This window comes from Saccharothrix lopnurensis (genome assembly GCF_042658445.1).
GTDB lineage: Bacteria > Actinomycetota > Actinomycetes > Mycobacteriales > Pseudonocardiaceae > Actinosynnema > Actinosynnema lopnurensis.
The window spans coordinates 37,363-59,810 of the sequence record NZ_JBHSQO010000055.1 but is presented as its reverse complement, the minus strand read 5'-3'; the positions used below and the strand labels follow the sequence as shown (position 1 = coordinate 59,810).

The window sequence follows — 22,448 nt, the reverse complement described above, 5'->3', positions numbered from 1 at the left end:
TTAGCCGGTTCGTTTTCGCGGTGTCAAATCGGCCGGTTCCGGCTTCTTCGCTCCGCGTTGATCCCGCTTCGCATTCAGTTTGTTCTTGTTCCCGTCCGGGCTGAGGCAGCACCGTGTGCCGCTTGTTCCGCTCGGGGGGTTTCGCCGCGCTCCGTTCCGGTGTGATCCGGCCCGTTCCGCGCTGGCAGGGAGAAAGTTACACCCCTGTCCCGCGGGAGACAAATCGGGGGGTCGGTTCGGGTATTTCCGCAGCTAGGCGTGGTGTGGAGGGGGTAGCCGGAGGATGCTGTCCGGGTGCAACTGCTCCCCAGCCTCCGCCCGTGGGGTCCTTATGCGGCTCGGCTCCTGCTGGTTGTCGCCTGCTATTACCTCGGCGCACGCCTGGGGTTGCTCCAGGCACTGGTCAACGACCAGGTGACACCGCTGTGGCCGCCGACGGGTGTGGCGCTGCTCGCCCTGCTCCTGGGCGGGTTGCGGATGTGGCCGGGGATCGCGGTGGCGGCGTTCGCGGTGAACGCGTCCCTGGGAGACCTCGGAACGGCGGCGCTGATCTGCGTGGGGAACACGCTGGGGCCGGTGGTCGGTTTCCTGCTGCTGCGGCGGGCGGGCTTCCGGTTGGAGGTGGACCGCACGCGTGACGCGTTGTCCCTCGTGCTGCTGGGCGCGTTCGCGGGCATGCTGGTCAGTGCCACGGTGGGCAGCGGCGCGTTGCTGGTGACCGGGGTGGTCGACGGCGCGGGTTTCTGGTCGACGTGGTCGGTGTGGTGGACCGGTGACGTGCTGGGGGTGCTGGTGTTCGTGCCGCTGGCGCAGGCCGCGCGCTCGTTGCGCCGCTGTCGTCCGACGTCCCGCCGGTGGGCGGAGGCGGTGGCGCTGCTGTCGAGCACGGCGGCGGTGATGGCGATGGCCACGGTGGTGGACATCAGGTTGATGTACCTGGTGTTCCCCTTCCTGATCTGGGCGGCGTTCCGCTTCCAGCACATGGGGACGGCGCCGTGCGCGTTGATCGCGGCAGTGCTGGCGGCGCGGGCCGCGACGTGGGCCACGGGACCGTTCGAGGGTTTGGAGCTGGTGGTGCGGATGGTGACGTTGCAGGCGTTCAACGGGACGGCGGTGACGACGGCGCTGCTGTTGTCGGCGGTGATCGCGGAGCGCAACGCGGCGCGGTCGGCGATCGAGCGGACGGTGGCGCAGTTGTCGGAGGTGGTGTCGCAGTACCGGCCGCTGCTGTCGCGGGACCTGCTGCCGCCACGTCCCCCGGAGGCGCGCTAGTGGCCGTGGTGGTGGTCGGCGGCGGGCCGGCGGGGCGGGCGCTGGCCCGCGAGTGCGCGGCGCTGGGCGTGCGGACGACGGTGGTGGACCCGGATCCGGGTCGGCCGTGGCGGGCGACGTACGGGGCGTGGTCGGACGAGTTGCCGGCGGGGACGCCGGTGGGGTTGGTGGCGTCGCGGGCGCGGGTGGTGGCCGGTCGGGAGCACCGGTTGGCGCGGGCGTACTCGGTGTTGGACAACGAGCGGCTGTGGCGGTTGCCCGACGAGGTCGAGGTGGTGGCGGGCCGCGTGGTGGAGCGGACCGGTTCGGGGGTGCGGTTGGCCGACGGGCGGGTGCTGACCGGGGAGGTGGTCCGGGCGACGGGCGCGGTCGGTGGTCGGGCGGCGCAGACGGCGGTGGGGGTGGTGGTGCCGGCGGCGTCGGCGCGGCCGTTCGTGGGCCCGGACGAGGCGTTGATCATGGACTGGCGCAGGCCGCCGGCGGCGACGACGGCGGACCCGACGTTCCTCTACGCCATCCCGGTGTCGGCGGACGAGGTGCTGCTGGAGGAGACGTCGTTGGCGCGGCGGCCGGGGTTGCCGCTGCCGGAGCTGCGGTTGCGGTTGCACGCGCGGTTGGCGGCGCACGGGGTGCCGGTGCCGGAGGGCGAGGAGCGGGTGCGCATCCCGCTGGACGCGCGGCCGGGTCCGGGCGCGTTCGGCGCGGCGGCGGGGTTCATCCACCCGGCGACGGGCTACAGCGTGGCGGTCTCGTTGCGGCGGGCCCCGGTGGTGGCGCGGGCGCTGGCGGAGGGTCGTCCGGTGGTGCGGTCGCCCCGGGAGCGGGCGGTGCACGCGCTGCGGATGCGCGGGTTGACGGCGCTGTTGGCGATGGGCCCGGACGAGGTGCCGGAGTTCTTCGACGAGTTCTTCGGGTTGTCGGACCTCCACCAGCGCGCCTACCTCGGCGGTCACGACGACCTGGGCGGGACGGTCCGGGCGATGGTCAGCCTGTTCGGGCTGGCCTCGTGGCGGATGCGGGCCCGGATGGTGTTCCCCGTGCACTAGGCCAAATTCCCGGGAACAGCCGGTGAACCCTCTCGGCAGGGGGCGGTGGGGAGGGGCACGATCGGTGGGTGCCCGCCTTGCTGGACGACGTCCGCTTCGCCTTCCAGCCGTTGTTCAACCTCCACACGGGGGCGGTGGTGGCGGTGGAGGCGCTGGCCCGGCCGCACGACGGCCACGTGCGGGACCTGCTGCGGGAGGCGTTCCGCGCGGGGTACCTGGCCGACACCGACGTGGCGCTGGCCTGCCGGGCGGTGCGCCACGCGGCGGAGCACGGGCTGGGCCTGCCGCTGCACGTGAACCTGCTGGCCATGACGGTGGCGGACCGGCCGGAGCTGTTCGCGCCGCTGTACGGGGCGTTGCGGGAGGTCGGGCGCGGTCCGTCGGACGTGGTGGTGGAGGTGGGCGCGCCGTACTCGCGGGCCCCGAGGCGGCGGCTGGTGGAGCGGTTGCGGCGGTTGCGGGAGGACGGGTTCCGGATCGGCCTGGACGGGGTCGGCGAGGGTGACTCGCCGCTGTCGCTGCCGGCCGAGGTGCGGCCGGAGGTGATCAAGCTCGACCGCGCGGTGGTGGTCGCGCTGCCCGGGGACCCGGCGTGGTGCGCGCTGGTGCAGGGGTTGCAGCACCTGTGCGAGCACACCGGGTCGCTGGTGGTGGCCGAGGGCGTGGAGACGGAGGGGCAGCTGGCCGCGCTGCGCCGGCTGGGGGTGCGGCTGGCGCAGGGGAACCTGCTGGCGAGCCCGCAGCGGCGGCCCCGGGTGGACGTGACGATCTCGGCGGTGCTCGCCGAGGTGGGCGACCCGGAGGCGGTGAGCAGGACCGCGACCGCGCCGCTGCGGCGCCGCCGGGGTCCGGCGGTGACCGATTTCCTGCACCCGGCGACGACGCTGCCGGACTCGGCCACGTCCGAGGAGGTGCTGGAGGTGCTGGCCGGCCGGCCGACGGTGACCGGCGTGGTGCTGGTGGACGAGGACGACCGGCCGCGGTGGACGGTGGACCGCAACCGGTTCCTGCTGGCGGTGACGGGGCCGTTCGGGCACGCCCTGCACGCGCGGCGGGAGGCGGCGCGGCTGGCGGACAGGCCGAAGCTGATCGGGGCGGGGGCCGGCGCGTTGGAGCTGCTGGACGTGGTCGCGCACGCCGACCGGGAGCGCACCAACGACGACCTGGTGGTCGTGGACGACGACGACCGGTGCCTGGGCGTGGTGCGGGTGGCGGACGTGGTGCGCGGGGTGGCGGAGCTGAAGGTGGAGCAGGCGGTGGCGCTGAACCCGCTGACCCGGCTGCCGGGCAGCGACGCGGTCGCGCGGGAGGTCGACCGGCGGATCCTGGGCGGCGAGCTGTTCGCGGTGGGGTGGCTGGACGTGGACGCGTTCAAGCGGGTGAACGACTCGGCGGGGTTCGCGGCGGGTGACGACCTGATCCGGGAGCTGGGGCGGGCGCTGTCGGAGGGCGCGGCGGCGCTGCCCGGGGTGCAGGTGGGGCACGTCGGCGGGGACGACTTCCTGGTGGTGGCCGGGTTGGACGAGCTCGTGCCGTTCTCGGCTGGGGTGCTGGACCGGTCGTTCGCGGCGGAGGGGCCGGCGGTGACGCTGTCGCTGGCCTCGTTGATCTGCGCGGCCGGGTCGGTGGGGTCCTACCGCGAGGTGTCGCGGCTGCTGGCGCCGGTGAAGGAGCACGCGAAGTCGTTGCGCGGGACCAGCTGGGTGGTGGGGCGGCCGGGCAGTGACCAGGTGGACGTGCTGCGGGGCGGGCCGCACCTGGCGGTCGGGTAGGGGCGCGGCCCCCGCGACAGGAACAGGGGCCCCCTCGGGAGGGGACCCCTGTGAAGTGCGCGGCCGGCGGCGCGGTGGAGCGGGTGGGCCGGGCGGCCCGGTGGAGCGGGCCGGCCGGGTCGAGCGGCGGGCCGGTATCAGGCCCGGCCGGGTCGAGCGGGCCGGTGGGCCGGGCCCCCGGGTCTCAGACCGTGAAGCCCAGGGCGCGCAGCTGCTCCCGACCGTCGTCGGTGATCTTCTCCGGGCCCCACGGCGGCATCCACACCCAGTTGATGCGGAAGTCGTCGACGAGGCCGCCGCCACCGCCGCCCACCAGGGCGGAGCGCGTCTGGTCCTCGATGACGTCGGTCAGGGGGCACGCGGCCGAGGTCAGGGTCATGTCGATCACGGCGACGTTGGCCTCGTCCACGCGGATGTCGTAGACCAGGCCGAGGTCGACGACGTTGATGCCCAACTCCGGGTCGACCACGTCGCGCATGGCCTCCTCCAGGTCGTCGAGCGAGGCCACGTCGGCCTTCGGCGCGGGCGGTTCGGGCATGCCCTCGATGCCGCGCACCACGTCTTCTCCGGTGCTCATGCCTTTGCTCCCTCGCTGCGGGACACCGCGTCCTTGAAAGCCATCCAGCCCAGCAGCGCGCACTTCACGCGCGCCGGGTACTTCGCCACGCCCGCGAACGCGATGCCGTCCTCCAGGACGTCCTCGTCGGGCTCCACCTGGCCGCGGCCCTGCATGAGCTCGACGAACGCGTCCATCCTGGTGAACGCCTCGCTCACCGGCCTGCCGACCACCAGGTCCGTCAGCACCGAGGTGGACGCCTGGCTGATCGAGCAGCCCTGCCCGTCGTAGGACACGTCGGCCACGGTGTCGCCGTCGAGCCTCACGCGGAGGGTCACCTCGTCGCCGCAGGTGGGGTTGATCTGGTGCGACTCGGCGTCGAACGGGTCGCGCAGGCCGCGGCCGTGGGGGTTCTTGTAGTGGTCCAGGATGATCTCCTGGTACATCTGCTGGAGCTGCAACTAGACCACCCCGAAGAACTTCTGCGCCTCGCGCACCGCGTCCAGCAGCACGTCCACCTCGTCGAGCGTGTTGTACAGGTAGAAACTGGCCCGGACCGTGGCCGGGGCGTTCATCCGGCGGTGCAGCGGCCACGCGCAGTGGTGGCCGACGCGGACCGCCACGCCCAGGCTGTCGAGCACCTGGCCGGCGTCGTGGGCGTGGATGCCGTCGACGACGAACGACACCGCGCCGCCGCGGTCCTCGGTGTCCAGGGGTCCGACGACCCGCACGCCGGGGATCGCGGTCAGGCCCGCCAACGCCGCCTCGGTGAGCAGGTGCTCGTGGGCGGCGATCCGGTCCACGCCGATCGCGGAGAGGTAGTCGACGGCCGCGCCCAGGGCGACCGCCTGGGACGTCATCGGCACGCCCGCCTCGAACCGCGCGGGCGGCGGGGCGAACGTGGAGCCCTCCATGCGGACCATCTCGATCATGGACCCGCCGGTGAGGAACGGCGGCAGCGCCTCCAGCAGCTCGCGGCGGCCGTAGAGCACGCCGATGCCGGACGGGCCGAGCATCTTGTGGCCGCTGAACACCGCGAAGTCCACGCCCAGGGCGTGGAGGTCGACCGGGGTGTGCGGGACGGACTGGCAGGCGTCCAGCACGGTGAGCGCGCCCACGCGCCGGGCGGCGGCCACGAGCGCGGGCACCGGGTTGACGGTGCCCAGCACGTTGGACTGGTGGGTGAACGCCACGACCTTGGTGCGCCCGGTGACCAGCGCGTCGAGGTCCGACAGGTCCAGGCGGCCCTCGTCGGTCACGCCGAACCAGCGCAGTTCGGCGCCGGTGCGGGCAGCCAGCTGCTGCCACGGCACGAGGTTGGCGTGGTGCTCCATCTCGGTGACCACGATCTCGTCGCCGGGGCCGAGGCGGAACCGCTCGGCCTCGGGTCCGGCCGTGGCGGCGTTGCCCATCGCGTAGGCGACGAGATTGACGCCCTCGGTCGCGTTCTTGGTGAACACGACCTCGCCCTCGTCGACGCCGACGAAGCGCGCGATCCTGCGGCGCGCGGCCTCGTAGGCGTCGGTGGCCTCCTCGGCCAGCTGGTGCGCGCCGCGGTGCACGGCGGCGTTGGCGGTCTCCAGGAACGCCCGCTCGGCGTCGAGGACCTGCCTCGGGCGCTGCGAGGTGGCGCCGGAGTCCAGGTAGACCAGCCGCTTGCCCTCCCGCACGGTGCGGCCCAGGATAGGGAAGTCCGCGCGCACGGCAGCGACGTCCAGTGGAGCGGCGGTGGTGGTCACGGCTCCGGCGCCTCCTCTCGGTACGTAGGTCACGTGGGGTGCAACGTCAGCCGATGGCGGCGGCTTCCTGGTTCCCGGTGTACTTCACGTAACCCTCGGACTCCAGCAGGTCGGCCAGCTCGGGGCCGCCGGACTCGACGACGCGGCCACCGGCGAAGACGTGCACGAAGTCGGGCTTGATGTACTTGAGGATCCGGGTGTAGTGCGTGATCAGCATCACGCCCACCTCGCCGGACTCCCGGTACCGGTTCACGCCCTGGGAGACCACGCGCAGCGCGTCGACGTCCAGGCCGGAGTCGGTCTCGTCGAGGATCGCGATCTTCGGCCGGAGCAGGCCCAGCTGGAGGATCTCGTGGCGCTTCTTCTCGCCGCCGGAGAAGCCCTCGTTGACCGAGCGCTCGGCGAACGCCGGGTCGATGTCGAGGTCGCCCATCGCGGCCTTGACCTCCTTGACCCAGTGGCGCAGGGCCGGGGCCTCGCCGCGCACGGCGGTGGCGGCGGTGCGCAGGAAGTTCGACATGGACACGCCGGGCACCTCGACCGGGTACTGCATGGCGAGGAACAGGCCGGCGCGGGCGCGCTCGTCCACGCTCATCTCCAGCACGTCCTCGCCGTCCAGCAGCACGCTGCCGGAGGTGACCCGGTACTTGGGGTGGCCGGCGACGGCGTAGGACAGGGTGGACTTGCCCGAGCCGTTCGGACCCATGATGGCGTGGGTCTCGCCGGCCTTGATGGTCAGGTCGACGCCCTTGAGGATCTCCTTGGACGTCTCGTCGGCGGCGACCGAGACGTGCAGGTCCTTGATCTCCAGAGTGGCCATGTGGTGCTCAGTTCTCCTGGTGTGGCGAGCGGGGTCGGTCAGTTCGTGGGGGCGGTGACGTCGACGTAGACGTCACCGCCGCGGAGTTCGACGGCGAACACGTCGACCGGCTCGGTGGCGGGCGGTGAGGACGGGCGGCCGGTGCGCAGGTCGAAGCACGACCCGTGCAGCCAGCACTCCACGCCCTTGCGCGTCACCTCGCCCTCGCTGAGCGAGACCTCCGCGTGGGTGCAGAGGTCGCGCAGCGCGTGGACGGTGTCGCCGTCGCGGACGAGCAGGACGGGGGTGTGCTCGTCGCCCACCTCGACCGCGACCGGCTTGCGGTCGTCGAGGTCGGCGACCGGGCACACCCTGATCACACGCCCACCGCTTCCAGCTCCGCCTCGATGGCGGCTTCCAGGCGCTCGCGCACCTCGGGGACGGTGATCTTGAGCAGGATCTCCTGGAAGAACCCGCGCACGACCAGCCGACGGGCCTGGTCCTCGGGGATGCCGCGCGCCTGGAGGTAGAACAGCTGCTCGTCGTCGAACCGGCCGGTGGCGCTGGCGTGGCCCGCGCCCTCGATCTCGCCGGTCTCGATCTCCAGGTTCGGCACCGAGTCGGCGCGGGCGCCGTCGGTGAGCACCAGGTTGCGGTTGAGCTCGAAGGTCTCGGTGCCCTCGGCCGCGGCGCGGATCAGCACGTCGCCGATCCACACGGTGTGCGCGCCCTCGCCCTGGAGGGCGCCCTTGTAGACCACGTTGCTGCGGCAGTTGGACACCGCGTGGTCGATGAAGGGCCGGTGCTCCAGGTGCTGGCCGGCGTCGGCGAAGTACAGGCCGAGCAGTTCGGCGTCGCCGCCGCGGCCCGCGTAGGTCACCACGGGGGTGAGGCGGACCAGGTCGCCGCCGAGGGTGATGACGGTGTGCCGGAACGAGGCGTCGCGGCCCAGCCTGGCGTGGTGGGCGGAGACGTGCACTGCGTCGTCGGCCCAGTCCTGGATGGCCACGACGGTCAGGTGCGCGCCGTCCTCGACGACGAACTCGACGTTGTCGGCGTAGGCGCCGGAGCCGCGGTGGTCGAGGACGACGACGCCCTCGGCGAACGGCTTGGCGTGCACCTGGAGGTGGCCGTAGGCGACGCCGTCCCGGCCGGGGCCGGTGACGGTGACGGTGGTCGCCTCGGACTTCGCGTCCCCGGGCAGCGTGATGACGGTGGCCTCGGCGAACGAGGACCACGCCTGGGCGGCGACGCGGTCGCCGGGGGTGCCGGCGACGCCGAGGCGCCGGTCGTCACGACCGACGGTCTCGGCGGTCACGCCCTCGGCCGCGACGACCGCGACGGCGGCCGGGGCGGTGGCCGCGGCGCCGCTGTGCAGGCCGGCGAGGCGCTTGAGCGGGGTGAAGCGCCAGATCTCCTCGCGCCCGCCGGGCACCTCGAACGCGTCCACGTCGAACGACGCGAAGTGGTCCGCGCGCGACGACACGGGGGCGCCCGCGCCGTGCGAGTGGGCCGTCAGGCCGTGTTGCTGGTCTTCGGTGGTGACGGCCATGTCAGCCGACGGCCCCTTCCATCTGCAGCTCGATCAGGCGGTTCAGCTCCAGCGCGTACTCCATGGGCAGCTCGCGCGCGATGGGCTCGACGAACCCGCGCACGATCATCGCCATGGCCTCGTCCTCGTTGAGACCGCGGGACATGAGGTAGAACAGCTGGTCCTCGGAGACCTTCGAGACGGTGGCCTCGTGGCCCATCGACACGTCGTCCTCGCGGACGTCGACGTAGGGGTAGGTGTCCGAGCGGCTGATGTTGTCCACCAGCAGCGCGTCGCACTTGACCGTGGACTTCGAGTGGTGCGCCCGCTTGTTGACCTGGACCAGGCCGCGGTAGGAGGTGCGGCCGCCGCCGCGCGCCACCGACTTCGACACGATCGTGGAGGACGTGTGCGGCGCCATGTGGACCATCTTCGCGCCCGCGTCCTGGTGCTGGCCCTCGCCCGCGAACGCGATCGAGAGGACCTCGCCCTTGGCGTGCTCGCCCATCAGGAACACGGCCGGGTACTTCATGGTCACCTTGGAGCCGATGTTGCCGTCGACCCACTCCATGGTCGCGCCCGCCTCGGCCTTGGCGCGCTTGGTGACCAGGTTGTAGACGTTGTTCGACCAGTTCTGGATGGTCGTGTAGCGGCAGCGGCCGCCCTTCTTGACGATGATCTCCACGACCGCGGAGTGCAGCGAGTCCGAGGAGTAGATCGGCGCGGTGCAGCCCTCGACGTAGTGCACGTAGGCGCCCTCGTCGACGATGATCAGCGTGCGCTCGAACTGGCCCATGTTCTCGGTGTTGATCCGGAAGTACGCCTGGAGCGGGATGTCGACGTGCACGCCCTTGGGCACGTAGATGAACGAGCCGCCGGACCACACCGCGGAGTTCAGCGCGGAGAACTTGTTGTCGCCCGCCGGGATGACGGAGCCGAAGTACTCCTCGAACAGCTCCGGGTGCTCCTTGAGGGCGGTGTCGGTGTCGAGGAAGACGACACCCTGCTCCTCCAGGTCCTCGCGGATCTTGTGGTAGACCACCTCGGACTCGTACTGGGCGGCGACACCGGAGACGAGGCGCTGCTTCTCGGCCTCCGGGATGCCCAGCCGGTCGTAGGTGTTCTTGATGTCGTCGGGCAGGTCGTCCCAGGTCGCCGCCTGCTTCTCGGTCGACCGGACGAAGTACTTGATGTTGTCGAAGTCGATGCCCGACAGGTCGGAACCCCAGGTCGGCATCGGCTTGCGGTCGAACAGGCGCAGCGCCTTCAGGCGGTGCTCCAGCATCCACCCCGGCTCGTTCTTCTTGGCCGAGATGTCCCGAACGACGTCCTCGTTCAGGCCCCGGCGGGCGCTCGCGCCTGCCACGTCCGAGTCGGACCAGCCGAACTCGTAGTTGCCGATGCTCGCCAGGGTCTCTTCCTGGGTGAGCGGGGCTGTGGTGGTGCGCTGCTCGGCAGCGGCAGTCATGCGGGCTCCCCTCCATTCGGGATCCGGGGTGTGTTCGGGATGTGCGTCGTGCACACGGCGTCACCGCGCGCGATCGTGGCCAGGCGCTGCACGTGCGTGCCGAGCAGGTCGGCGAACGCCGCCGTCTCGGTCTCGCACAGCTGCGGGAACTCGGCCGCGACGTGCGCGACGGGGCACAGGTGCTGGCAGAGCTGCTCCCCCGCCCCCACGTGCCGCGCCGAGGCAGCGTAGCCCTCCCTGCTCAGGGCGGTCGCCAGGGCCTTGGCCCGTCCGGCGGCGTCGGGTTGGGCCACGATGGCCGCCCGGTGCTGCTCGACGAGCGCGGAGACCCGTCGCCGCGCGAAGGCCCGTACCGCCTCCTCCCCGCCCTGTTCGGCGAGGAACCGCAGCGCGGCCACGGCGAGGTCGTCGTAGGCGTGCCCGAAGCGGGCCCGCCCCTGCTCGGTCAGCAGGAAGAGCTTGGCCGGGCGACCCCGGCCGCGCTGCCCCCTCCGGGGGGCCTCCCTGCCGGTCGCCTCACCGTCGGCCACCAGCGCGTCGATGTGCCGGCGCACCGCGGTGGGGCTCAGGCCCAGCTGCTCCGCGACCGAGGCCGCGGGGACCGGGCCCTGCTCCAGCAGCAGGCGCGCCACGGCGTGCCGGGTCCGCCCGTCGTGCCCGGCGGGCACCACGGTCCGGGACTCCCCGACGTTTTTCACAACACCAGTGTTGCGTATTTCGCCGGTGCTCGCAAAGATCACCGCGCATCGGGTGACCCGACTCACCCGGCGGGGGTGGTCGATACCCTTCCGGCGTGACGGCGGGCGGAATGGTGACGGGCGATCGGGTGGAGATCGGCGAGGCGGCGCCCCTGGACGCGCCGGAGCGCCGTCAGCTCGACATCATCCGCCGCTGGGGCACGGTCGGCGCGCTGCTGCTGGTCGTGGGCTCGCTGGGGTCCGGCGCGGCGCCGGTGTTCAGCCCGCTGCCGGGCACGCCGCTGCTGGGGCTGTTCGTGCGGATGCCCACCGCCTCCATGGCCGTGGTGTGGACCGGCATGTTCATGGTGGTCTCGGCGTGGCTGTGGCTGGGCCGGTTCGCCCGTCCGGGCAGGCCGCGGCTGGTGTCGCGCAGCCAGCTGGACCGCACGCTGCTGATGTGGATCACGCCGCTGGTGTTCGTGCTGCCCATGTTCAGCCGGGACGTCTACAGCTACCTGGCGCAGTCGCAGATCGCGGCCAACGGCCAGGACCCCTACGAGCTGGGACCGGCCACGGCGCTGGGCGTGGAGCACCCGCTGACCAAGAACGTGCCCAACATCTGGCGCGAGACGCCCGCCCCGTACGGGCCGCTGTTCCTGGCCGCCGGGCGGGTCATCTCGATGGTGACCGGCGACAGCGTGCTGCCCGGGGTGTTCCTGCACCGGCTGCTGGTGCTGCTGGGCCTGGCGATGATCGTGTGGGCGCTGCCCCGGCTCGCGCGCCGGTTCGGCGTGCCGCCGGTGAGCGCGCTGTGGCTGGGCGCGGCGAACCCGCTGGTGCTGTTCCACCTGGTCATCGGCGTGCACAACGAGGGCCTGGCGATCGGGCTGATGCTGGTCGGCCTGGAGCTGGCGCTGCGCCGGATGCCCACGACGCCCGGCGTGCCCATGACGCGCGAGGAGCTGCTGTGGATCGTGCTCGGCGCGACCATGATCACCATGGGGGCGGCGGTGAAGATCCCGGCCGCGCTGGCGCTGGGCTTCCTGGGCGTGATGATCGCCCGCCGCTGCGGCGGCCGGTTCTCCGACCTGGTGCGCGCGGCGCTGCTGTTGCTGCTGGTCTCCGGCCTGGTGATGGTGGGCACGTGCGTGGGCACGGGCCTGGGCTTCGGCTGGGTGCAGACGCTGAGCGTCGCCTCCGAGGTCAAGAGCTGGATGTCGCCGCCGACCGCGATGGGGTTCCTGGGCGGCGGGCTGGGGCTGGTGCTCAAGCTGGGCAACCACACCGAGTCGATGATCGTGCTGATGCGGCTGGTGACGCAGGCGGTGTCGGTGGCGATCGCGGCGGCGCTGCTGTGGAAGGCGTTCCAGGGGCGGATCAAGGCGGTCAACGGGCTGGGCGCGGGCCTGGGCGCGGTGCTGGTGCTGGGGCCGGTGCTCCAGCCGTGGTACGTGCTGTGGGCGGCGTTGCCGCTGGCCACGGCGGTGCTGGCGCGCCGGTTCCGGGTGTTCGCGACCACCGCCAGCGCGGTCATCGCGGTGGTGCTGCCGCCGACCGGCTCGGCGTTCGACGGCCGCGCCTACATCGTGCCGCAGGCCCTGGTGGGCGCGGTGATCGCGTTCGCGGTGTGCGTGCTGGTGGCGCGCCGCCAGGTGGTCCCGCTGCTGCGGCGCGACCCGCTGCCCGGCTCCGTGTGAGCGCTCCCGGGCGGAACCGGCCGGGGTCCGACCGCTCCGAGGTGTAACCGGTTGCCCGGTTCGGGCGAGACACGGTTGCTGGGATGATCGTGCGCACCCGGGGAGGGATCGCGGAATGACCGACGTGCCGCAGGAGCAGATCCGGTTCGCCGTCGTGCTCAACGGCGGGGTGAGCCTGGCCGTGTGGATGGGCGGGGTGGTGCTGGAGCTCGACCGGCTCACCAGGGGCGACGGCCCCTACTCGACCCTGCTGGACATGGTCGGCAGCACCGCGCGCGCCGATGTCATCACCGGCACGTCCGCGGGCGGCATCAACGGCGCGGCCCTGGCGTTGTCGCAGGTCAACGCCAGTGCGCGGCTGGAGCGGCTGCGTGACCTGTGGGCCGAGCAGGGGCGCATGGAGCAGCTGCTGCGCACCCCGTTCCGGGGGCAGCCGGTGTCGCTGCTGCGCGGCGACGAGTTCTTCCTGCCGCGGCTGCGGGAGGCGCTGGAGCGGCTGACCGCGGACTTCGACCCGACCCCGCAGCACGAGCGGCCGGTGGACCTGCGCATCACCACCACGCTGCTGACCGGCGTGCCGACGGTCACCCACGACGACCTGGGCCAGCCCCTGGTGCAGTCCTCCCACCAGGGCAGCTTCTCGTTCCGCCGCGACCCCGGCGGGCGCGACGACTTCACCGCCGACCGGCTGCCGACCCTGGTGGGCCGCATGGCGCTGGCCGCCCGCTCCTCCGCGTCGTTCCCGTTCGCGTTCGAGCCGTCGTTCATCCCGGTCGCGCCCGGCGCGCCCGACACCGACCGGCCCAACATGGCCGAGGTCGCCTCCTGGGCCAACGGCACCGACAACCGGTCCCGCTACGCGGTCGACGGCGGCGTGCTGGTCAACACGCCCACCCGGGAGGCGCTGGAGGCCATCGACCGGATGCCCGCCGAGGGGCCGGTGCGGCGGGTGATGCTGCTGGTGTTCCCGCACGCCCGCGACGAGGTCGTGGAGCCGGTGGCCCCGGTGGACGGCGCGCTGCCCAGCACCGTCGCCACCGGCGGCAGCCTGCTGGGCGCGCTGACCGGCCAGAGCGGCCGCACCTACGTCGAGCGCATCGAGGAGCACAACCGCAACGCCGCCTCCCGCCGCGGCGGCCGCAACGCGCTGCTGGACCGGCTGGCGTCGGGCGGCTCGGTCACCCGCAAGCTCTACGCGCTGGCCGGCACGCTGCACGAGCACTACGAGGACGTGCGCGTCCGGCACGCGGCCCGCGACATCACCACCCGCCAGTTCGAGGTGCCCGGCGCCAACGCCGCGAACCGGACGTTCGAGCGGGTGCGCTCGGCGGCCGAGGCCGCCCAGCGGGCCTACCTCGCCGAGCGGGGCAGCCTGCCGTACGTGCCGGGCGCGCCGCAGCCCACCGCGCTGCCCGACCACGGCTGGCCGTGGGGCATCGCGATGGCCGAGCGGCTCGCCTCCGCGGCGATGGACCTGCTCAAGCGCCTGGTGTGGGTGATGCCGGACGCCCAGCGGCTCGGCCTGGCCCGCACCGACCTGCACGACGTGCGCGCCCGGCTGCGCGCCCTGCGGACCGAGCTGGACGAGCACTGGACCACCGCCGAACTGGAGGAGCTGGACCAGGGTTACTGGGAGCGGCGGCTGCACCGGTTCGCGGAGCGGATGCTGACCGCGCCGGACGGCGTCGGGCAGCGGGTGCGCGAGCAGGTGGACCGCATCGCCCACATCCTCGGCGACGCGCACGGCACCCTCGACGGGCTGGACGACGACCAGCTGCGCGTGGGCGTGCTGCGCTCGTGGCACCGGCTGCTCACCGAACCGCGCACCCCCGCCGAGGCCGAGGCCGGGCTGGCGGGCGGCGGGCTGTGGCTGTCGCGGGTGCTGGCGCTGGAGGTGGCGACCACCTGCCTGGCCGACGACACCCGCGGCGAGCTGGACCAGGCCGTGGAGCTGGTGCAGATCAGCCTCCAGACGCGCAACGCCTTCGCCGAGTACAGCCTCACCCCCGACGACAAGGCCGGCGGCGCCGCGCTGAGCCGGTTCTCCGGGTTCCTCAAGCGGTCCTGGCGGGTCAACGACTGGATCTGGGGTCGCCTCGACGGCGCCACCATGCTGTGCAGGGTGGTGTTCGACCCGAAGCGGCTGCTGCGGGTGGACCGGCTCACCGGCGCGGACGGCGACCCGGCGCGGCGCGCCGCCCGCCGCGTCGACGAGCTGGTGCGCGCCCTGTTCGGCGAGGGGCTGCCCGACGACCTGCGGCCGTGCGTGGCCAGGGCGGAGGCCGAGCTGGCGCGGGTCTACGCGGACCCGGACGGCGACCACCCGCCGACGTGCGCGGCGCTGGCCGAGCTGGCCTCGTGGGCGCTGCACATCCAGATCGCCTGCGAGGAGCTGCCCGCGCTGCGCGCCGCGATCCTGGCCGACCGGCTGGAGGGCGCGGACCGGCGCTCGCGCGGCGAGCTGTTCCTGGAGGAGCAGGCGGCGCTGCTGGCGCGGCTGCCCGTGCGCACCGACGCCGAACGGGTCGAGGTGGGCCTCCAGGCGCTGCGCGCGTTCGACCGGGCCGGCATCGGGCGCGAGCCGCTGGTGCAGGAGGCGGGCAGCGACCAGGTCATCCGCACGGCGGCGACCGCGGCGGCCGTGGCGGTCACCGTGGTCGACAGCGAGAACTCCGGGCTCGGCACGGCGAAACCGCTGACCAGGACGTTGCGCGGGGCGGCGCTGCTGCCGTACTGGACGATCACCGGGCTGACCCGCGGCGGGCAGCTGGCGCAGTTCCTCGGGCTGCTGGGGTTCGCGCTGGGCGGCGCGCTGCTGGTGCTGTCGCTGTTCGACCTGCTGCCGCCGTGGGCGGTGGGCCCGGCGGCGGCGCTGGGCGGCGGCACGCTGATGGCCGCGTTCGGCTACGCGGCGCTGCGGTCCGGGACCCTGCTGCACGGGCTGGTGCTGCTCTCACCGGTGATCCCGCTGGTCGCGGTGGCGGTCGACCGGACCCGGGACGCGATGGCCGGCGGGGATACCGGGGACCAGGCCACCACCGGCATGGTCGCGGTGGGCGGGGTGCTGCTGGTCGTGGTGGGGCTGCTGGTCATCGGCAGCCTGCCCGCGCCGGTCGGCACGCCGCTGGCGGTGCTGGCCAGGGTCCGGCTCGAACCGCGCCTGCTGCTGCGGGTGCTGGTGGCGGCGGCCATCGTGGTCGGCGTGTGGGTGTTCGTGCGCTACCGGCTCTACGACCTGCCGCCCGTGCCGGTCGTCGTGGGCACCGCGGTGGCGGTCCTGTTCGGCGCGGTCACCTCGTACGTGCTGGGCAGCTCGCTGCGGCGGTGGCGGCAGGTGGACGGGACGTGGGACACGGAGCCCGCCGAGCCGCCCGCGTCGGCGACCGCCGGGTGGGCCGCCGTGTACGGGTCCGTGCTGCTGGTCGTGGCCGCCTCGGTGCAGGTGTTCGAGCTGCGGTTCACCGGCTGGGAGGCGGTGCTGGGCACGGCGCTGGCGTTCGGGCTGGTGCTGCTGTTCGTGACCACCTGGTGGGTGCCGCTGCGGGCCCGGCGCACCATCGCGACCTCGCTGGTGGAGCAGATGTCGATCGTGGACTTCGACCCGGACGACGTCGACGGCGCGCTGCTGCGGCGGTTGGAGGGCCACGGGATGCTGTTCAGGTTCCTCACCGAGCTGGGGCCCGACGGCCGGCCGCGCCTGGGCCCCGGTGGCGTCCGGGTCGCGCAGCGCGTCAAGCGCATGGCCGCCACCGGGGTGGACGTGGGTTAGGGCCCTGCCGGAGGTCGGGCCGGCGGGGGTCGGCCGGCAGGGTCGGGCCGGCCGGGATCAGGCGGCCGGGATCAGGCGGCCAGTGCCGGGCGGGTCTCGGGAACGCCGAGGGCGCGGGCGTAGAGGCGCTCGAAGGTCTCCAGGGTGCCGTCGAGGGCGTGGGCGGCGATGAGCTCGCCGCTGGCCGCGCCCATCCGGGCCGTCACGGCCGGGTCCGCCAGCACCGCGTGCAGCCGGTCGGCCAGCCCGCGCACGTCGCCCGGCGTGAACAGCCAGCCGTTGCGGCCCGGCCGGCACAGGTGCGGCAGCGCCATCGCGTCGGCCGCCACCACCGGCCTGCCCGCGGCCATCGCCTCCATGGTGGCCAGGCTCTGGAGCTCCGCGATGCCGGGCATGCAGAACACGTCGGCCGCCGCGTAGGCGTCGAGCAGCTCCTCCTCGGGGACGAACCCCCGGAACCGCACCCGGTCGGCGATGCCCAGGTCGCGGGCCAGCGACTCCCACGCCGCCCGGCACGACCCGTCGCCGACGACCTCCGCGCGCAGGCGCGGCACCAGCGCCACCGCGCGCAGCAGCTCGTCCACCCGCTTCTCCTCGTCCAGCCGGCCCACGAACAGCACGGTCGGCGCGTCGGAGCGCCGCGCGGGCCGCCGACCCCGGTACCGGTCGAGGTCGATCCCGCACGACACCGGCACCGCGCGCGGCGGGAACCCGTTGTCGTGCAGCAGCTCCACCGCCCGCGGCGTCGGCGCGGTCACCACGTCCGCCGCCCCGAACACCCGCCCCAGGTCCCGCCACGCCCACCCCGAGGCCGCGCCCCGCAGCCACGCCGGCACCCGCGCGTGGCCGAACAGGTTCTCCGGCATGAAGTGGTTGGTCGCCACCGTCGGCACCCCCAGCTCCGCCGCCCGCCGCAACGCGTAGCGGCCCACCACGAAGTGCGCCTGCACGTGCACCACGTCCGGCCGCAGCCGCTCCAGCAGCACCCCCACGTCCCGGCGCACCTGCCACGGCAGCCCCACGCGGAACGTGCGGTGGAACGGTGTGCGGTGCGACCGCACCCGGTGCACGGTGACGCCGTCGACCCGCTCGGCACCCGCCCGCCCCGTCGTGGACACGCAGATCACGTGCACGTCGTGGCCCCGGCCGGCGAGACCGGCGGCCAACCGGTGGGCGAACCTGGCCGCGCCGTTGACGTCCGGCGGGAAGGTCTCCGCCGCGATCACGACCCGCAGGGCGCGTCCCTCGTCCACTGTCTTCTCCGTCCTGGTGGGAACCGTCCCGGGAGGAACCGCTCCGGTGGGAACTGCGTGTGCTCCGCGTGCCAGCGCCACCACGCCGCCGACGGCGACCAGGGCGCAGGCGAGTTCGGCCAGGGCGACGGCGCCGCTGGTCCGGGTCGCCTCGCCGAGCAGCCCCGCGCCGGCGCCGACGGCCACCAGCGGGTCCACCACGGTGAGGCAGGCGACCGCCAGGTGCGGCGGTCCGCCGGCGTAGGCGTGCTGGGTGAACCAGCCGCCGACGAGCAGGGCGGCGGCGATGCCCGCCGCCGACAGCGCGGTCGCCCAGGACACCCCGTCCCGCTGGACGTCCTGGGACACCGCGCGCATGAGCACGGACACGAGGCCGTAGGCGACACCGGCCGCCGAACCGAACCCGAGGGCCCGCACCGCCGGCCGCCGCGCCAGCACGCCCAGCAGGGCGGGTCCGGCGAGCAGGCCGAGGGCCAGCAGCCCCGCCCGGACCTGCGCCTCCGGCACCACGGTGGTGGGGGTGGCGCTGCCCGCCGCCAGGAGCACGAAAGCCCCCACCGCGAGCGTGGTCACCAGCACCGCGGGCAGCTCGCGGCGGCGCCCGTCGAGCAGCGCGGCGACGCCGATGGCCACCACGCCCACCGGCTGCACCACGCTCAGCGGCGCCATCCCCAGCGCCACCGCGTGCACCCCGGAGCCGAGGACCAGCAGCAGCAGGCCCAGCAGCCACCGCGGCCGCCGCACCAGGTCCGGCAGCCGCGGCGCGCCGGCCCCCGCGCGCACCGCCTCGTGCTGGAGACGGGCGGCGAGGGCGAAGCACACCGCGCCCAGCACCGCCAGCACCACCGCGAGCCACGTCACGACGACACCCCCCGGCGGACCGCGACGGCGGCCAAGGCGAACAGCAGGCCGTAGAGCAGGACGAACAACACCCGTTCGAAAAGGCCCAGCAGAACCGCGCCGCCGTCCGGCCGGACCAGTGCGACGTGGCTGAGCATAAAAGCGACGGAGGTGATTCCGGCAGCCACGGAAAAACGACGAACGGCGGTATTGGCGGTGAACGTCCGGGAAACCAGCCACCCCGCCAGCGGCAGCGCCGCGAACATCACCGCGCCCGCGTACCGGTGCACCGCGCCCGAGAACGACGTCGGCACGCCGGTCGGGTCGGTCGGGAACACCGCGGCCACCGCCAACCCCGCCGCCCACAGCCCCAACAGCCACGACACCGGCCCGCGCCGGGGCAGGCCGGAGCGAACCAGGACCACCAGCAGCCCCACCGACGCGGCCGACAGCAACAGCGCGGCGGCGCCCAGCAGCACCGACCCGCCGTCCACGAAGATGTAATCGCTGACCGTGTGCCGCACCGGGCTCAATTTCCCGACCGACACCACGTGCAGGTACCCGACCGGGAGCAATGAGCCGATCAGCCCGACCACGGTCAGCGGGAGCGCCGGCGCCCCGCTTTTCCCCCCGATCAACGCCACAACGGAAATCCTGGCGGTCCCGCCGGACCGAAAGATATCCGGAACACCCCCGAGGAAACCCTGAGGACCCGGGGGTGACCCTGATGGGGCCGGCCCCACCACCGGGCCCCCACCACCGGGCCCCCGGCGGCGGGGTCCTACGCTTCGCTGTCGTGAGCCCGCACCCCCAGCACCCTGCCGTGGAAGTGTCGGGGCTGGTCAAGCGCTACGGCTCCACCGTCGCGGTGAACGGACTCGACCTCACCCTGGCGACCGGCACGGTCCTCGCGCTGCTCGGACCCAACGGCGCGGGCAAGACCACCACCGCCGAGGTGTGCGAGGGGTTCCGCCGGGCCGACGCCGGCCTGGTCCGCGTCCTCGGCCTCGACCCCGCCCGCGACGGCGACCGGCTGCGGGCCCGCATCGGCGTGATGCCGCAGGGCGGCGGCGGCTACCCCGGCGTGCGCGCCGCCGAGCTGCTGCGGCTCGTCGCCGCCTGCGCCGCCAACCCCCACGACCCCGCCTGGCTGCTCGACGTGCTCGGCCTGTCCTCCGTCGGCCGCACCCCCTACAAGCGCCTCTCGGGCGGCCAGCAGCAGCGCCTCTCCCTCGCCTGCGCCCTCGTCGGCCGCCCCGAGCTGGTGTTCCTCGACGAACCCACCGCCGGCCTCGACCCCCAGGCCCGCCACCTGGTGTGGGACCTGGTCGCCGCGCTGCGCGCCGACGGCGTCAGCGTGCTGCTCACCACCCACCTCATGGACGAGGCCGAGGCCCTCGCCGACCACGTCGTCATCGTCGACGCCGGCCGCGTCGTCGCCCAGGGCAGCCCCGCCGAGCTCACCACCCGGCACGACGAGCAGCAGCTCCGCTTCCGCGCCCGGCCCGGCCTGGACCTGACGCTGCTGCGCGCCGCCCTGCCCGAGGGCCTGGAGGTCCGCGAGACCACCCGCGGCACCTACCTCGTGCGGGGCACCATCGACCCGCAGGTCGTCTCCACCGTCACCTCCTGGTGCGCCCAGCAGGGCGTGCTCGCCGAGGAGCTGACCGTGGCCAAGCGGAGCCTGGAGGACGTGTTCCTCGAACTGACCGGCAGGGAGCTGCGCTCGTGACCGACCCCCGGTTCGCCCCCGGCACCTTCACCCCCGCCCCCGGCCGCGGCAACCTCGCCCGGATGCTGCTCGCCCAGGCCCGCACCGAAACCGCGCTCACCCTGCGCAACGGCGAGCAGGTCCTGCTCACCGTGCTCATCCCGGTGGCGCTGCTGGTCGCGATGAGCCTCATGGCGGTCATCCCGGTGCCCGAACCGCGCGTCGCCTCGGCCACCGCACGCGTCCTCGCCCTCGCCGTCATCTCCTCCGCCTTCACCGGCCAGGCCATCGCCCTCGGCTTCGACCGCCGCTACGGCGTGCTCAAGCGGCTCGCCGCGACCGCCCTGCCGCGCTGGCTGCTCGTCGCCGGCCGGGTCGCCGCCGGGCTCGCCGTCGTCGCCGTGCAGGTGCTGGTCCTCTGCGCCGTCGCGCTCGCGCTGGGCTGGCGGCTCCCGCCCGTCGCCGGCCTGCTGTGGGCCGCCGCGCTGCTCGTCCTGGGCGCGCTCACCTTCGGCGCGCTCGGCGTGCTGCTCGGCGGCGCGCTGCGCGCCGAGGTCGTGCTCGCCCTGGCCAACATCGCCTGGTTCGCGCTGCTGCTCATCGGCGGCGTCGCGCTCGGCGTCGACACCCTGCCCGCGTGGCTGCGCGTGATCGTGGACGCACTTCCCTCCGCCGCCCTCGCCGAGGGGCTGCACCACGCGGTCGTCGACGGGGCCGCCCCCGCGCTGCGCCACGTGTCGGTGCTGGTCATCTGGGGTGTGGCCGCGGGCGCGCTGGCCGCCCGGACCACCCGGCTCGACTGACCCCGCCGGGAACACCCCGGACGGCGGTACCTACCATCGGCTGGTGCCCGCCTGGTTCCCCCCCACCTGGTTCACGACCGCCCTCAGCCGGTTCCAACGCGCCTTCGCCGTCGCCGTGGTCATCGCCCAGGGCGGCATCGCGGTCACCGGCTCGATCGTGCGCGTGACCGGGTCGGGCCTCGGCTGCCCCACCTGGCCCCAGTGCTTCGAGGGCAGCCTCGTGCCCACCGAGCACCCCGAGGTCGCCTCCCTGCACCAGTGGGTCGAGTTCGGCAACCGCACCCTCACCGGCGTGGTCGGCGTCATCGCCGGGCTGTGCGTGCTCGCCGCCTGGTTCAACCGGCCCCGCCGCAAGCGCGTGGTGGTGCTGGCCCTCGTGCAGTTCGGCGGCGTGGTCCTCCAGGCCCTCATCGGCGGCGTCACCGTGCTCACCGGCCTGCTGTGGTGGACCGTGTCCGTGCACTTCCTCGTGTCGATGGCGCTGGTGTGGTTCGCCGTCCTGCTGGTCGCCTCGCTCGGCGAGGGCGACGAACCCGCCCGCCCCCGCGTGCCGCGACCCCTCATGACGCTCCAGGTCGTGCAGGCCGTCACGCTCGGCCTGCTGCTGCTGGCCGGCACCTTCGTCACCGCCGCCGGACCGCACGCCGGCGACGCCGACACCCCGCGCCTGGACGCGCCCGTCGACACCCTCTCCCAGCTGCACGCCGACCTGCTGTTCCTGTTCCTCGGGATGCTCGTCGCGCTCGGCTTCGCGCTCAAGGGCCACCCGGTGCCGCGCCGGCCCTACTCCGCGCTCGTGGCCGTGGTACTGGCGCAGGGCACCCTGGGCATGGTCCAGTACTGGACCGGTGTACCCGAGGTGCTCGTGTCGCTGCACGTGCTCGGCGCCGGCGCCGTCGTCGTCGCCACCGCCGCCCTGTGGGTGTCCACCAGGGAACGGCCTCACCGCGCCGAGGAGGGCCTCCGCTCCCAGACCGCGGGCAGCTCCGTCGCCAGCCACGCGTAGAGGTCGTCGACCGCGCGCAGCCGCACCGCCCGCTCCGGGTCACCGCTCATCAGCCGCATCCCCGACTCGGTCAGCTCGCGCACGCTCACCAGGGCGTCCAGCTTCGCCTGCACCAGGTCGGCCCACCGCTTCTCGTTGATGCGGTACTGCGCCGCCTGCCTGCCCCGGCGGGTCCGCTTGGTCACCAGACCAGCGTTGACCAGGAACTTCAGGTTCGTGCTGATCGAGCCGCTGCTCGCTTCCAGCTCCTGCGACAGCTCCGCGGCCGTGCGCTCGGTCGGCTGGCACACGAGCAGGTAGCCCATGATGCGGCCGCCGATGAGCGGGAAGCCCTCCTTCTCGAAGTGCGCCGCGAACCTCTCGATCCACGCCGACAGCCGGGTCTCGCGTCCTGCGCTCACCGCCACCCCCTGTGTGCTTCGGTCAACACTGAAACCATAGTAGGTCGCGTGCTGATCTTTGCGCAAAGGTGGGCGGTGCCGCGTGTCGCGGGAGGGGGTGGAGCG

19 protein-coding genes are annotated in these 22,448 nt (G+C 73.9%); 8 read left to right on the top strand and 11 right to left on the bottom strand.

The features are described from left to right. The first annotated feature begins 294 nt into the window (after window positions 1-294). The 3 genes from ACFP3R_RS33090 (at window position 295) to ACFP3R_RS33080 (ending at window position 4,090) form a co-directional block, all read left to right on the top strand. Entirely contained in the window at window positions 295-1,272 is a 978-nt protein-coding gene (locus ACFP3R_RS33090) for an MASE1 domain-containing protein (protein WP_380642078.1), read from the top strand. Next, the gene (locus tag ACFP3R_RS33085; RefSeq protein WP_380642076.1) at window positions 1,272-2,318 is read left to right on the top strand and encodes a lycopene cyclase family protein; all 1,047 of its coding nucleotides are present in this window, start codon (window positions 1,272-1,274) and stop codon (window positions 2,316-2,318) included. The genes ACFP3R_RS33090 and ACFP3R_RS33085 overlap by 1 nt, the downstream gene beginning before the upstream one ends. Window positions 2,319-2,386: 68 nt before the next feature. Further along, window positions 2,387-4,090: an EAL domain-containing protein gene (locus ACFP3R_RS33080; RefSeq protein ID WP_380642074.1), complete on the top strand. Its 1,704-nt coding sequence runs from the start codon at window positions 2,387-2,389 to the stop codon at window positions 4,088-4,090. A gap of 184 nt (window positions 4,091-4,274) precedes the next feature. On the opposite strand, the gene ACFP3R_RS33075 is transcribed toward ACFP3R_RS33080, so the two are convergent. The 8 genes from ACFP3R_RS33075 to ACFP3R_RS33040 are packed head-to-tail and all read right to left on the bottom strand — an operon-like array spanning window position 4,275 to window position 10,881. Further along, on the bottom strand, window positions 4,275-4,667 hold the full coding sequence (locus ACFP3R_RS33075) for a metal-sulfur cluster assembly factor (protein WP_380642072.1): 393 nt from the start codon (window positions 4,665-4,667) through the stop codon (window positions 4,275-4,277). Beyond that, complete coding sequence (sufU, locus tag ACFP3R_RS33070; protein WP_380642069.1) at window positions 4,664-5,107, bottom strand: Fe-S cluster assembly sulfur transfer protein SufU; 444 nt, start codon at window positions 5,105-5,107, stop codon at window positions 4,664-4,666. The genes ACFP3R_RS33075 and sufU overlap by 4 nt, the downstream gene beginning before the upstream one ends. After that, window positions 5,108-6,385 (bottom strand): cysteine desulfurase, encoded by a 1,278-nt coding sequence (locus tag ACFP3R_RS33065; protein ID WP_380642067.1) that lies wholly within the window; start codon window positions 6,383-6,385, stop codon window positions 5,108-5,110. A 46-nt stretch (window positions 6,386-6,431) separates the two neighbouring features. Continuing rightward, the gene (gene sufC / locus ACFP3R_RS33060) at window positions 6,432-7,205 is read right to left on the bottom strand and encodes a Fe-S cluster assembly ATPase SufC (RefSeq protein WP_380642065.1); all 774 of its coding nucleotides are present in this window, start codon (window positions 7,203-7,205) and stop codon (window positions 6,432-6,434) included. Window positions 7,206-7,243: 38 nt separating this feature from the next. Further along, on the bottom strand, window positions 7,244-7,564 hold the full coding sequence (locus ACFP3R_RS33055; protein WP_380642062.1) for a non-heme iron oxygenase ferredoxin subunit: 321 nt from the start codon (window positions 7,562-7,564) through the stop codon (window positions 7,244-7,246). Then, entirely contained in the window at window positions 7,561-8,736 is a 1,176-nt protein-coding gene (gene sufD / locus ACFP3R_RS33050) for a Fe-S cluster assembly protein SufD (RefSeq protein ID WP_380642060.1), read from the bottom strand. Before sufD ends, ACFP3R_RS33055 begins: the two co-directional genes overlap by 4 nt. Window position 8,737: 1 nt before the next feature. Then, on the bottom strand, window positions 8,738-10,183 hold the full coding sequence (gene sufB / locus ACFP3R_RS33045; RefSeq protein ID WP_380642058.1) for a Fe-S cluster assembly protein SufB: 1,446 nt from the start codon (window positions 10,181-10,183) through the stop codon (window positions 8,738-8,740). Then, window positions 10,180-10,881 (bottom strand): helix-turn-helix transcriptional regulator, encoded by a 702-nt coding sequence (locus tag ACFP3R_RS33040; RefSeq protein WP_380642055.1) that lies wholly within the window; start codon window positions 10,879-10,881, stop codon window positions 10,180-10,182. Before ACFP3R_RS33040 ends, sufB begins: the two co-directional genes overlap by 4 nt. 110 nt (window positions 10,882-10,991) lie before the next feature. On the opposite strand from ACFP3R_RS33040, the gene mptB reads away from it, so the two are divergent. Together mptB and ACFP3R_RS33030 are read left to right on the top strand one after the other, a co-directional pair. Beyond that, a complete protein-coding gene (mptB, locus tag ACFP3R_RS33035) occupies window positions 10,992-12,560 on the top strand; it encodes a polyprenol phosphomannose-dependent alpha 1,6 mannosyltransferase MptB (RefSeq protein ID WP_380642086.1) in 1,569 nt (522 codons plus the stop codon). A 115-nt stretch (window positions 12,561-12,675) separates the two neighbouring features. Next, on the top strand, window positions 12,676-16,329 hold the full coding sequence (locus ACFP3R_RS33030) for a patatin-like protein (protein ID WP_380642052.1): 3,654 nt from the start codon (window positions 12,676-12,678) through the stop codon (window positions 16,327-16,329). Between the two features lie 71 nt (window positions 16,330-16,400). Here the strand turns inward: ACFP3R_RS33030 and ACFP3R_RS33025 are convergent, their stop codons facing one another. Together ACFP3R_RS33025 and ACFP3R_RS33020 are read right to left on the bottom strand one after the other, a co-directional pair. Beyond that, complete coding sequence (locus ACFP3R_RS33025; RefSeq protein ID WP_380642050.1) at window positions 16,401-18,443, bottom strand: glycosyltransferase; 2,043 nt, start codon at window positions 18,441-18,443, stop codon at window positions 16,401-16,403. Continuing rightward, on the bottom strand, window positions 18,440-19,066 hold the full coding sequence (locus ACFP3R_RS33020; protein ID WP_380642047.1) for a DUF998 domain-containing protein: 627 nt from the start codon (window positions 19,064-19,066) through the stop codon (window positions 18,440-18,442). Before ACFP3R_RS33020 ends, ACFP3R_RS33025 begins: the two co-directional genes overlap by 4 nt. A 152-nt stretch (window positions 19,067-19,218) precedes the next feature. Here ACFP3R_RS33020 and ACFP3R_RS33015 point away from each other — a divergent pair, with 152 nt between their 5' ends. The 3 genes from ACFP3R_RS33015 (at window position 19,219) to ACFP3R_RS33005 (ending at window position 21,942) form a co-directional block, all read left to right on the top strand. After that, window positions 19,219-20,154 carry an ABC transporter ATP-binding protein gene (locus ACFP3R_RS33015; RefSeq protein WP_380642044.1) on the top strand — a complete coding sequence of 312 codons (936 nt, stop codon included), beginning with the start codon at window positions 19,219-19,221 and terminating at the stop codon, window positions 20,152-20,154. Window positions 20,155-20,216: 62 nt separating this feature from the next. Next, window positions 20,217-20,936, top strand: a complete 720-nt coding sequence (locus tag ACFP3R_RS33010; RefSeq protein ID WP_380642084.1) for an ABC transporter permease — start codon at window positions 20,217-20,219, stop codon at window positions 20,934-20,936. Window positions 20,937-20,979: 43 nt separating this feature from the next. Continuing rightward, window positions 20,980-21,942, top strand: a complete 963-nt coding sequence (locus tag ACFP3R_RS33005; protein WP_380642042.1) for a COX15/CtaA family protein — start codon at window positions 20,980-20,982, stop codon at window positions 21,940-21,942. Here the strand turns inward: ACFP3R_RS33005 and ACFP3R_RS33000 are convergent. Next, entirely contained in the window at window positions 21,879-22,343 is a 465-nt protein-coding gene (locus tag ACFP3R_RS33000; RefSeq protein ID WP_380642039.1) for a GbsR/MarR family transcriptional regulator, read from the bottom strand. The two genes, ACFP3R_RS33005 and ACFP3R_RS33000, sit on opposite strands and share 64 nt — an antisense overlap. Window positions 22,344-22,448 lie beyond the last annotated feature (105 nt).